Origin of the sequence: Pseudoalteromonas sp. bablab_jr010, assembly GCF_016464105.1 — a bacterium.
Taxonomy (GTDB): Bacteria; Pseudomonadota; Gammaproteobacteria; order Enterobacterales; family Alteromonadaceae; genus Pseudoalteromonas; species Pseudoalteromonas simplex.
The window spans coordinates 25,324-37,515 of sequence record NZ_JACDWV010000085.1; the positions used below are offsets into that span (position 1 = coordinate 25,324).

At 41.8% G+C, this 12,192-nt stretch carries 12 protein-coding genes; 7 read left to right on the forward strand and 5 right to left on the reverse strand.

Annotated features, from left to right (window positions below):
* Positions 1-25: 25 nt before the first annotated feature.
* Entirely contained in the window at positions 26-625 is a 600-nt protein-coding gene (locus JIG37_RS07870; RefSeq protein WP_199529118.1) for an NAD(P)H-dependent oxidoreductase, read from the forward strand.
* 43 nt (positions 626-668) lie between these two features.
* Here the strand turns inward: JIG37_RS07870 and JIG37_RS07875 are convergent, their stop codons facing one another.
* Both JIG37_RS07875 and JIG37_RS07880 read right to left on the reverse strand, forming a co-directional pair.
* A complete protein-coding gene (locus JIG37_RS07875; protein ID WP_138601393.1) occupies positions 669-1,136 on the reverse strand; it encodes a hypothetical protein in 468 nt (155 codons plus the stop codon).
* On the reverse strand, positions 1,133-1,420 hold the full coding sequence (locus JIG37_RS07880; protein ID WP_199529119.1) for an EF-hand domain-containing protein: 288 nt from the start codon (positions 1,418-1,420) through the stop codon (positions 1,133-1,135). Before JIG37_RS07880 ends, JIG37_RS07875 begins: the two co-directional genes overlap by 4 nt.
* A gap of 169 nt (positions 1,421-1,589) precedes the next feature.
* On the opposite strand from JIG37_RS07880, the gene JIG37_RS07885 reads away from it, so the two are divergent.
* From JIG37_RS07885 to JIG37_RS07900, 4 genes are all read left to right on the forward strand, one after another.
* On the forward strand, positions 1,590-3,086 hold the full coding sequence (locus JIG37_RS07885; protein ID WP_199529120.1) for a deoxyribodipyrimidine photo-lyase: 1,497 nt from the start codon (positions 1,590-1,592) through the stop codon (positions 3,084-3,086).
* Positions 3,076-3,228, forward strand: coding sequence for a DUF2256 domain-containing protein (locus JIG37_RS07890; protein WP_138601387.1), 153 nt, complete (start codon positions 3,076-3,078; stop codon positions 3,226-3,228). Before JIG37_RS07885 ends, JIG37_RS07890 begins: the two co-directional genes overlap by 11 nt.
* Before the next feature lie 89 nt (positions 3,229-3,317).
* Positions 3,318-3,746: an OsmC family protein gene (locus tag JIG37_RS07895; protein WP_054551814.1), complete on the forward strand. Its 429-nt coding sequence runs from the start codon at positions 3,318-3,320 to the stop codon at positions 3,744-3,746.
* A gap of 126 nt (positions 3,747-3,872) precedes the next feature.
* On the forward strand, positions 3,873-4,664 hold the full coding sequence (locus JIG37_RS07900) for a putative porin (protein WP_138601384.1): 792 nt from the start codon (positions 3,873-3,875) through the stop codon (positions 4,662-4,664).
* A gap of 65 nt (positions 4,665-4,729) precedes the next feature.
* Here the strand turns inward: JIG37_RS07900 and JIG37_RS07905 are convergent, their stop codons facing one another.
* Entirely contained in the window at positions 4,730-6,220 is a 1,491-nt protein-coding gene (locus tag JIG37_RS07905; RefSeq protein ID WP_199529121.1) for a dipeptidase, read from the reverse strand.
* A gap of 156 nt (positions 6,221-6,376) precedes the next feature.
* On the opposite strand from JIG37_RS07905, the gene JIG37_RS07910 reads away from it, so the two are divergent.
* Positions 6,377-6,523, forward strand: a complete 147-nt coding sequence (locus JIG37_RS07910; RefSeq protein WP_199529122.1) for a DUF2986 domain-containing protein — start codon at positions 6,377-6,379, stop codon at positions 6,521-6,523.
* 1,092 nt (positions 6,524-7,615) lie between these two features.
* On the opposite strand, the gene JIG37_RS07915 is transcribed toward JIG37_RS07910, so the two are convergent.
* Positions 7,616-9,748 (reverse strand): TonB-dependent receptor, encoded by a 2,133-nt coding sequence (locus JIG37_RS07915; RefSeq protein ID WP_199529123.1) that lies wholly within the window; start codon positions 9,746-9,748, stop codon positions 7,616-7,618.
* Between the two features lie 104 nt (positions 9,749-9,852).
* On the reverse strand, positions 9,853-10,704 hold the full coding sequence (locus tag JIG37_RS07920) for a universal stress protein (RefSeq protein ID WP_187489923.1): 852 nt from the start codon (positions 10,702-10,704) through the stop codon (positions 9,853-9,855).
* 267 nt (positions 10,705-10,971) lie between these two features.
* Between JIG37_RS07920 and JIG37_RS07925 the strand changes: the two genes are divergently transcribed.
* On the forward strand, positions 10,972-12,171 hold the full coding sequence (locus tag JIG37_RS07925; RefSeq protein WP_138619567.1) for an MFS transporter: 1,200 nt from the start codon (positions 10,972-10,974) through the stop codon (positions 12,169-12,171).
* The last annotated feature ends 21 nt before the right edge of the window (positions 12,172-12,192 follow it).

Genomic DNA, 12,192 nt, shown 5'->3' on the forward strand with positions numbered 1-12,192 from the left:
TACTTCAGTTTTCTTAGGTGACATGATGAAAAAAGTACTTGTGTTAAATTCATCTTTAAATGGTGAACAAGGTAATTCAACCAAACTTAGCCAACAATTTGTTGAGCAACTTGCTAACAACCAACAAATTTCAGTAACAACGCGCGATTTAAGCGACAATGCGATTGCTCACTTAACGCAGACAGAAATGGCTGTTTGGATGACTGATGCAAACGAGCGTAGCGATGAGCAAAAAGCACTTGCTGCAATTTCTGACGATTTAATTGCTGAACTTAACGATAACGAACTGATTGTTATTGGTATGCCAATGTACAACTTTGGAATTCCATCAACATTCAAAGCTTGGATTGATCGTATTGCTCGTGCTGGTATTACGTTTAAATACACTGAGCAAGGCCCTGTAGGTTTAATTGCAAACAAGAAAGTGGTGGTACTTGCAGCACGTGGTGGTTTGTATCAAGGCACTGACATGGATACACAAACTAAATACTTAAAAGATGTACTTGGTTTTGTGGGTATGACTGACGTTGATTTTATTTATGCCGAAGGTCTTGCGATGCCGGGTGCAGAGCAAAGCTTAGAAGCAGCACAAAACGAAATAAAGACTTTTGCTGCAGCACTGTAATTAGCAGAGCATAAAAAAGCGGTCATCATGACCGCTTTGTGATTTACGCTGTGACCGATAACAGCGATTCACCTTCAGATAAACCAAACTTTTCTTGCACAGAGGCTAGAATCGCTTCTTTATCTTCTTCTCCCAGTTGATCAGAATATTGCGCTAACAACTCATCTAAATAACTGACAACTTCTTCAGTATCAACCTGCTCAAGTGAGTTACCACTAGGCGGAGGTGGTGGCGGACCAGGAGGACGCTCACCTTCAGGACGACCTAATTCACCGACTTCAGCGGCATCAAAGCCTGCTTCAGCCATAATTGCTTCCATTTCTTGACCTGGTTGAATACCCGCATCTTTAAATGTTTGCATAATAGATTGTGCATCTTCTGCAGTTAAGTTTTCAGGATCAAACTGAGCTAAAGTTTCATTCATTAACTCTGTCTGTTCACTGGTTAACGGCTCTGCTTGCGGTCGTTGCATGGGCTGAAAATTCGCACCCGATGAGACACTGTTGATCATCGTTGATTTTCCTTACGTTTTGGTGGTTTATGGTTGTTGAACTCGTCTTCAGTTACTTCACCATTTTGATCAGTATCCATGTCATTAAAAATGGTTTGCAGCATATCTTCTGGCATAGGCTGTTCACTAAACTCAGTAAAATCAATCATCCCATTGCCATCAATATCAATCGTCGTAAAGTCAGGTCGCTGGGGTGGACCGCCTTGATGGTCGCGAGCAAAGCAAGCGGGCGCTGTGACTAACAACGAAATAGCTAAAACAGAAAGTGCAGATAAATGCTTCATAGCGAACCTCTTATGTCATTCAATTGACCATAAGCATAATCTGAATATCATTCAAAAGTGTGTGGGCAATATGCTACAAATGTGGAAACTTTGTGGATCGTTGTAGCAATTAATCGAAGTTGTAACTTGTTACGTATTAAGAGCAAAACACTTTTTCAACTCCACGTTTATGGCAGACTCAAAAAAACAAAAAGTAAATCTTGTTTGGTTCAAACGTGACCTAAGACTGTCTGATCATCAACCACTTGCCAGTGCGATTGCATCAGACCTGCCTTGCTTACTCATTTATAATTTTGAGCCTCTATTACTCGACGACCCCCATTACAGCTTAAGGCACTGGCGTTTTGTTGCTCAGTCACTAAAAGACATCAACCAACAACTTGAAAAATACAACGCTGAAATCGCCATTTATAATCAAGAAATGATTACCTTGTTAGAAACCCTCAGTGAAGATTTTGATATTGCGGGGGTTTATAGTCATCAAGAAATAGGCCTAAACAATACATTTGAGCGAGATAAACAGGTCACACGCTGGCTAAACAGTAAAGCAATTCCATGGCACGAAACGCCACTTGGAGGTGTAAAACGAGCGCGGCCAAAACAGTTTGATTGGCAAGCACATTGGCATGGCGTGATGAACCAACGTCTTGTAACGCCAAATTGGCAAGCCTTTAATGCAGTGCTGCCTCATAATTACCAAGCCGCGACCTGTGTTAATGATTTTCTAAAGCACGACCCGCAGTTTCAATATGGTGGCCCTCATGCAGCTAGAGCTTGCCTACAGAGCTTTGTAGAAGAGCGTGCAAAAAACTACCAAAGTGGCATCTCAAGTCCTTCCAAAAGTAGAGGTTCATGCTCTAGGCTTTCGCCTTACTTAGCTTTTGGCAACCTGAGCCTCAGACAAGTTTATCAAACCCTAAAATACTATTTAGTAAAGCAGCCTTTAAGCTGGCGTCGCTCATTACATGCTTTTGAATCTAGGCTTCATTGGCATTGCCATTTTATGCAAAAGTTCGAAACTCAATGCAGCATGGAGTTTGCACCGCAAAACGCGGGCTACCTACACTACCCCTATCGCGATGATGAACTCGTTGCAGAGCACTTAAAGCGCTTTGAGCAAGGTCAAACAGGTATTCCTATTATTGATGCGTGCATGCGTTGCCTCGCAGCAACGGGTTACATTAATTTTCGAATGCGCGCTATGCTAGTCAGCTTTATGACTCATCATATGAACATTCATTGGCAATCAGTCAGCTTTATTTTATCGCGTTATTTTTTAGATTTTGAGCCGGGTATTCACTACCCACAAATCCAAATGCAAGCATCGGTCACAGGAACTAACACCATTCGTTTGTATAACCCAATAAAGCAATCTGAAGACAAAGACCCAGATGGTATATTTATAAAAACATGGTGCCCTGAGCTTAAAAACTTACCCATAGAAGATCTCCACCAGCCATGGCAACAACCGCCAATGGAAGCCTTGTTTAATAATTTTAAACAAGGCGAAGACTACCCAGAGCCCATGGTCGATATTGAACACGCAGCCAAACAAGCACGTGAGCGGTTATGGTCATTTCGAGAACGTGATGACGTAAAACGTGGCACAAAAGCCGTACTGCATAAGCATGTGATAAGCCTTAAAAGACAACGCCATGGCTCATAAAAAGCTGAATTTACCCAGCAAAACCTGCCCCGTTTGCGACAGGTCATTTATGTGGCGTAAAAAATGGCAACGTGACTGGGAGCATGTTAAATACTGCTCAGAACGTTGCAAGCGTGAGGCAAAAAGAAATATTGGCGTTTAAGTTGCACTTATATCGTGAACTCACCGTTTTCGGCACAAAACCCTGAAAGCCTTTCACGGTCGTCGAAAAAATTTACAAAGGAGATGACGATGACAATTAAAAAATCTGCACATACGAGTTGGTCTGGTGATATTAAATCTGGCAAAGGCTATATTTCTAGTCAAAGTGGCGCGCTTGAGAAACAGCCATTTGGCTTTAACACTCGCTTTGAAGATAAGCCAGGTACTAACCCTGAAGAACTGGTTGCAGCGGCACACAGTAGCTGTTTTAGCATGGCGCTATCGCTGGCTCTAACTGAAGCAGGCTTTGTCGCTGACGACATAACGACCAAAGCAACAGTGAGCCTTGATGAGGTTGATGACGGCTTCGAAGTGAGCCACATTGCACTTGATGTCAGCGCAAAGATAAAAGAAATCTCACTCGAAAAGTTTGAGCAACTTTGTGAGCAAACCAAGCAAGGCTGCCCTATTTCTAAACTGATGAATGCCGAAATATCACTCACCACAACGCTTAATTAATCTCTGTAGGCCAAGCAGTGCTTGGCCTTTTCACAAACTAACAGACCCACAACACTTTATTACATTCTTTTTACCGCCTCGTTGTATTATCTTTATGAAGCAAAACCAAATACAACAAGGATATGTATGATTAAAAAATTAGCCCCGATCGCTCTTGCAACACTTGCTTATTCAAACTGCTCAATCGCCACAGAACAACAAGTAAGTAAACAATGGTTCAACAGTATCGAATACACTCATATTAATAATGACTATTATGACTTTGATGGCTATCAATTAGTAAGCCATTACTACTTTGAAGAGCAGCAAAGCTCGGGGGTGCTCGATGATTATGGTTACCTAGATACAGATACAAACTTTCGAGTGAATTACTCAGGAGGAGACTATTACAACGATATTGGTTTATCAGGCGAGTATTTTTTTAACAACTGGTTTGCTGTAGCTGATATGAGGGACGTGAGGGATTTAGACAATTACACGCTAGGACTTGGCTACTTATTTGCCGATGCCTTAAAAGTCTCTGTAAATAGGGATGTGCGTAGCTATGGTGATGATTATTTCCGCTTGAAAGCGCAGTATAACCTCCAAATCAACGATAAGGATTACCTTGGTTTTAGCGCAGAAACAGATGATGAACTCGACGTTTGGAATGTCTCTGCCAGATACTTTAATCATTTAAGCGGTAGCCATTACATTACCGTCGATGTTGGCCATCAAGACAGCCTTTATGATTCAGCAAGCAATGCCATGATCAGCTACTACTTCGGCGATCACTATGCCATAGGTGCAGGGTTGGATGATTCTGAACTCGTTTTACAAGGTAAGTACTTTATTAATGATAAATACTATTTAACCGCGAATTACACTGAAAGCGGCTCTGCTGAACTTTATAACCTTAAGTTTGTTGCCCAATTCTAAATAGGAATGAGTCACCAGTTTTAAACAAAAACGCCGCTATAAAGCGGCGTTTTCAGTTTATAGAATTACATATTACCTAGCTTCATCATCATTGCAGTATACATTTTTAAGTTCAGTGCTAACTGCTCTTCAGTAATAAACTCATGCTCTGAGTGACCTGTGTACTTTTTCCCTGGCATTGATGGACCAAATGACACCGCATTATCAAACAGCTTAGCATTTGTGCCACCACCAATTGACACAAAGCCCGCGTCCTTATCGCCGGTAAAGTGCTTAAAGATATCGAGTAATGCTTCTGCATGAGGCGCACCATCTAACAGCATTGGCGTACCAATAATAACTTTAGTGTCTTTTAACGTAGCACCATTAGTGGTTTGCCAAGCACTAAGTGCTTCATTAATTTGCTGCTTAAGCACCGCTTCTTGTTTACCTACCGGACGACGCATATTAATCGACAGTTTAATGTCGTTAACGTCGCGGCTTAATAAGGTAGGCGAAACAGTCATCGGGCCCATAAAGTCATGCTTGTAACCAATTTCACCGAATTGCGCGCCGTATAAATCAAGGCCAATTAGTTGATTGATAAACTCAATGGCTTGACCATCACTATTGTTCTCAAGATCAATACCTTTAAAGATTTCTGCAAGGTGCGCAATGGCATTTTCACCCGCTTCTGGCTCAGATGAATGCGCTGAAATCCCCTTCACTTGGACTAACAAGCCATTGTCTTGCTCTGTCATCGCCACTTTGACGTTTTTAAGCTTAGCGACATTGTCGTGTAATTTAGCCACTGTCGCCGCATCAGCGTTATGCACTAACACGCTGGCATCTTCAGGGATTTGGCTAACAAAGGCGCCGCCTTTTAAATCACTGACATATAAGCCTGTTTGTGCTGAGGTCGCAGAGAAAGTCGGCGCAATTAGGCTCCAGCCTTTTTCTGCAACAACCACAGGGTATGAAGCATCAATAGTGACAGCATATTTTGGTTGCTGATAGGTTTTCATGAACTCTTCGAGTGGTGCCCAGTCAGACTCTTCTGCAAGGTAAACCATTAATTCAATACGGTTATTTAAAGTAATACCTTTGTCTTTAATCGCCTTCATTGCATGCAGTGCAGTCGCAATTGCGCCTTTATCATCTTCTGTACCACGAGCTATTAGCTTTCCTGGCTCAGAGGTTTTATCCATTTTAAATGGACTTTGCTGCCATTTACTGGCATCTGCAGGTTGCACATCGCCATGGGTTACTATGGTTACTTTGTCAGCTTGGTTACCCATGCCAATTAACACTGTGTAGCCTAAATCTTGATAATCAAAACCAAACTGCGCCGCTTTCATTTTTAAGAACGACTTAAAGCCAATGAAATCTGGGTTATCAGGAGTCGCTAGACCTTCTTTATTTACCGTTGGATACGAAACTAAATTCTCTAATGTATGAATTTGCGCTTGTTGATATTGCTCTACCGCGTAGTTAGCCAGCTTTTCACTTTGCTCAGACACAGCTGCCTGACTAGAGAAAGCACTTAATAAAAATGCAGCAAGTAATGAATGTTTCAAGATAAGCTCCAGAGTTTAAGAAGGTTTTTAGAAAGTCGCCTTGATTGTAACGCTTATAACGCCGACATAACATCTCTAATTAAAGCAAAATAGATCGCTTAAAAATACCAACAAGGTACAATAGCCACTCACCCTATTAATTCGTTTGTTAGACTCATGAACCGCAGAAAAAAGATCTTCACTAAACTTAAGCACAAAGATAAGCGCGCCAATGCAAAATTGCATAAAAGCAATAAACCGGCATACATTTCAAAGGCAGAACGCGAAAAATTAGCACAGCAAGAAGCTGAGCAGGAAAATTAAAATACCTAGCGGTAAGCGCGATTTTATATCGCGCAACACGCAAAAGAAATTCCACGCCTACGGCAAAGACATTTATTTTCACAAAGAGGATAAGAGGCGCTGCGCTTTAGAGGAAAACAACAAGTAATCCAGTGTTTTACCTCATTGTCTTCTCATTCTTTTCTCTTTGTGCAATTTGTTTTAACGCGAAATAAATTTCACGCCTACGTCAAAGACATTTATTTGCACAAAGAGAATATGAGGCGCTGCGCTTTAGAGAATACAACAAGTAATCCAGTGTTTTACCTCATTGTCTTCTCATTCTTTTCTCTTTGTGCAATTTGTTTTAACGCGAAATAAATTTCACGCCTACATCAAAGACATTTATTTGCACAAAGAGAATATGAGGCGCTGCGCTTTAGAGGAAAACAACAAGTAATCCAGTGTTTTACCTCATTGTCTTCTCATTCTTTTCTCTTTGTGCAATTTTTTTTTACGCGAAATAAATTTCACGCCTACGTCAAAGACATTTATTTTCACAAAGAGAATATGAGACGCTGCGCTTTAGAGAAAACAACAAGTAATCCAGTGTTTTCCCTCATTACCTTCTCATTCTTTTCTCTTCGTGCAATTTGTTTTAACGCGAAATAAATTTCACGTCTACATCAAAGACATTTATTTTCACAAAGAGGATAAGAGGCGCTACGCTTTAGAGAAAACAACAAGTAATCTATTGTTTTTCCTCATTACCTTCTCATTCTTTTCTCTTTGTGCAATTTGTTTTAACGCGAAATAAATTTCACGCCTACGTCAAAGACATTTATTTGCACAAAGAGAATATGAGGCGCTGCGCTTTAGAGAATACAACAAGTAATCTATTGTTTTACCTCATTGTCTTCTCATTCTTTTCTCTTTGTGCAATATGTTTTAACGCGAAATAAATTTCACGCCTACGACAGCTTATGTCACATTTATATCGGACACGTGATCTGACTCGCTAACTTTACTCTCGTAACTAGAAACTCTGGTTTTAATCTGAAAGCTGACAGCTCTCTTCACTCTTTACCCTAGCAGCTTGCTAACTTTACTCTAGCAACTCGCTAACTCCCTAACCTAAAACCTATAACTCACACTGGCATTATACGAACGGCCTTGTCCGGCAAGTTGCTCAAAGCCATTGCTCATATCTTGCTTGTAATTAGCAATGCTTACACCGCCAAGTGGCTGTTGGTAATATTCATCAAGTAAGTTGGTAATTGCTAACTTAAAGGTTAAATTTTGCCACGTTTTCTGGCTTGAGATAGCCAGTAACTGATAACTGTCGGTTTGGTTTTCTAAACGGCGCTCATCAACATGAGTTTTACTATCAACCCATTGCCAGCTCAGTGCGTTTTGCCAGCCTTTGTATTCGTGCTCTAGGCTCAGCTCAGTGTGCAGTGGCATAATTTGATATAAGTCTTCATTGCTATCATCACGCTCACCATGAGTACTGGTTAGTGAGCCTTTTAACTGCCATTTTCCTGCTTGCTTTGAGTTGTAAAGCTCTACCAAGCCCGCCAGTTTTGCACCGTAAAGAGTGGCATCTAGGTTCGTAAAAGTAAGAATATTACGCTTGGTATGCGCCATGTCGGTGCGATTAAAGCTCTTAGTCACTTCAGCATCAATATAATCATTTACTTGCGTGTACCAAACATTTGCCGTTACTTGCCAGCTATCGTCTTTGGCAAGTTTGGTGTAGCTAGAGCTTAATGTGTGAGCTGTTTCGGCTTCTAAATCTGGGTTACCAATATAACCATTACCATCACCAAACCAACCAATCATGGTGGTTGCCATCGTACCTACACCCCAGCTGTAACGCTCATATAAATTAGGTGCGCGGTTTTTACGAGCTAAACCAAATTGCAGCTCATCGTTATTCGATAATTGATAGCGAGCAAGCAAGCTGATATCAACTAAAGTGTCGTCACGTTTACGGTCTAATTGGTTAAATTCCATCGCAGCTTGGGCGTCGGTTTTTGACATATCCATCATTGAGCCCATATTAGCCATGCCGCTCATGCCACCTTCGTTATAAGCCTGCACTTCGCCAGTATCTGTGGTGACTTGCTCAACACGAACACCTGCCGACACCCACCATGCTTGGTTTACTTGGTTTTGGTACTCCGCAAATGCCGCAAGGCGGTCACGTTTGCCATCGTTAATGTTTACGTATTCATTTGGGCCCATCATCATTGACCCTGTAACCGCTGGCCACCAATCATCAATTCGATAACCGTAATATTCTTGCCCTAGCATTAGTGATGACTGTTTTGATAAGTCAGTGCGCCAATGAACTTGGTAACTGTAATCTTGTGCATCGGTATTCATCGGCATCATGCCGGTTTTCTCATTACTGAAAAAACCCATTTCGTGTTTTACATCATGCGCATTCACTTGCACCTGCAAATCACCATTTTCAAGCTCAAGTTGATACTGAACAACGAAACCATAACTGGTGTTATCGGTCATATCCATGTATTGATTTGCAAAGCCTTGGTAAGGAATTTTTTGATGCGTCAGCTTAACCACAAGCTGTTGTTTCTCATTACGAATAGCGCCTGTTAAGGCATGATTTTGTACTCGATATAAGGTATCAAGTACACGCTCACCATGGCCATCATCATAGCTGTTAGCATCTTCAAAGCTGCCTTGGTAAGACAAGCTAAACTGTTTGCTCGCAAGGCTGGCACCTAGCGCGTATGCTTGGCTATCGTTAACGCTTTTGTACTGGGCGGTAACATAGCCTGCGCGCCATTTCACTGAGTCTGAATCACTAAATTCAGGGGCAATCGTATTTACCCTAATAACACCGGCAATATTATCCCCGCCACTGCTTACCGGTGATACACCAGCAACGACACTGTAAGAGGCAATTTGATTTGCCGACACATAAGAGAGTGGCGGGTTCATTTGGTTAGCACACGCTGCTGTGACATCAGCACCATCAACTAAAACTTTAACTCTATCGCCCATCATGCCGTTCATTACTGGCAAGTTAGACACCCCTCCGGCCGCTGAAAAATCAACACCTAAATCTTTCAGTAACGCGTCTGCAGAGCCAACTAATTGATGGTTATTTTGGGCATGACCTTGTACTTCTATCACTTCAATAGAATCATCAGCAAAGGCTGAAATACTTAAAACACAGCTAAGTGCTGCAGCAATTTTGGAAAATAAAAAACCAGGGCGAGAAGATTGCGTGTTCATAACTCTTTTAAAATCAAAGCAAATAATTAATGACGCCGATTATAAAACTCATTAATTAGTCTGAACACGTGACATATTGTCGCACCCTGTCACAGGTAAATAACTTAGCGCAACACCACTAAAGGAATACGGCTATCTTCAAGCATTTTTAAGGTCGTGCTGCCTAAAAAGAACTGCCGCCATTTAGAGTGACCAAATGCGCCCATCACCATTAAGTCAACGGCGTGGTCACTTTTATACCGCCACAGCGCTTGGTAAACATCGCCATCGAGCATGCGCGCTCTCACATTAAAGCCGTTTTCAGCCAGCCTTGCTGAGGCAGTATCAAGTTTGTCTTGGCAGTGACCGTCTTGTTTATCAACCATCACCAAGTGGCAATCTAAGCCGGATAAAATCCCGCCCTTGATAATTTGTGTAATCGCTTTGTCGGTACTTTCGCTGCCATCATAAGCCAGCATAAAGTTTGTGGGCTCATGAAATTGCGGCGGCACAATCGCAACCGGGGTATGTACCTGACGGATCAGCGTTTCAATATGCGAGCCCAGTACTTTAAAATCATCGTAATGGCCTTTACCAGAGCGGCCAATAATCATCACGCGGGCATTGTCTTCATGTTCAAGCAAGGCATCAACAAGACTCATTGAAAGCTGCTGTTGCTCAATCTCGTTTAAGCCTGCATGCTCGGCTTTTTTCATTGCTTCATCTAGCAATAATTGACCATGCTGCGACGCTACTTTGTTGCGCTCTTGCTCAAGTTTTGCCAATTGCTCTAACAATGAAGTTTGCGAACCTAAACCAATAATTGCGGTTAAATCATCACTGCCCTGCGGCAAAGGTGGCTCTAAAGCATGCAGAAAATTAATTGGATGGCTGGAGCGCTTAGAAATCCAAATAGCCGCTTCTGTCACCGCATCGGTCATGCATGAACCGTCGATACAAGCAAATATCTTTTTCATTACACTCTCCTTTAAACCAATTTAATTCACCAAGTATAGTTGGCTTTTTCTCTGTATTTATTTTGAACAGCAAAGACTTAAGAAGTTCAGGTTATTTTCTTATAGCAAACAAATATAGAACGTTCCAAAAAGTACTGTATCAACCCCATTAATTTGTATTAAAATAGCGCTGGGCACACATCTCTACTCCAGAACAAAGTATTTGTTACTGGCACTTTCAATTATCAAAAATCTATTTTGTTTTTAAATTTATTTTAAAGGAATTACATGACTAACGTAGCCAACTCCCAAGGCAACGCAAGCACGTTTACCATTCTGATAGTATTGGCTTTAGGCACATTCATTTTAGGCCTATCAGAATTTTCTATGATGCCAATGTTGCCCCTGATCAGCGAAACATTTTCGTCTACGCCAGCGCAAAGTGGTTATGCCATCAGCGCTTACGCGATAGGCGTCGTCGTCGGTGCACCGCTATTTATGATCACAACCGCCAACATGCGTAAGCGCAATGCACTGTTGATGTTTGTCAGTATGATGTTTTTATTCAATGGCTTAAGTGCTTTTGCAAACTCGCTTGAGCAACTTATTTTATTTCGCTTTTTAAGTGGTTTACCACACGGTGCCTACTTCGCCGCTGCTATTTTATTGGCTGCCGACATCGCCCCTGCCGATAAACGCGCAAGCTTTATGTCAAAAGTGTTTATGGGTTTAACCATTGCCACTATCGTTGGTGTGCCCATGGTCACCTTAGTGGGGCAAAACTTTAGCTGGCGTTATTGTTTGGCAGGCACCGCTGTACTTGCGTTAGTTGCCTTGGTATTGATTGTGAAATACGTACCTAACGTAAAAAATACCGCGCCAACATCGATTCTCGATGAGTTAAGTGTATTAAAGAACAAGCTCGTATGGACCATTCTAGGTATCATCATTATTGGTTTTGGTGGTGTATTTTGTGTTTACACTTACATTGCCGACACTATTTTAGAAGTCACCCATACCCCTGCTTACACTATCTCTATTGCTATGATCATGTTTGGTATTGGTTGTACATTAGGTAACTACCTATTAGGTAAAGCCGCCGACCACTCACCGCTGAAAACCACAGGGGCTGCGCTAATTGGTGCTGTAGTATTTGCAGCCAGTTATGTAAGCGCAAGCCATAATATTTGGCTGTTATACGCGGTGATTTTCTTTATTGGTTTTAGTGTTGGTTTAGGTACCGTGATCCAATCGTTATTAATGGATGTATCACCACAAGGGCATGCCATGATTGGTGCGCTAGTACAGTGTGCGTTTAATACTGCCAATGCCATAGGCCCTTGGCTTGGCGGCATGGCTATTGCTGGGGGCGCACTCCCTAGTCAAACAGGCTATGTTTCGGCGGCATTATTCTTAGGTGGCTTTTTAATGTGGTCGTTAAGTGCGATGCAGATGAAAAAACAAAGCTGTAAGCTCTCAAAAATGTAGTAGCGATTTTATATCGCGTAG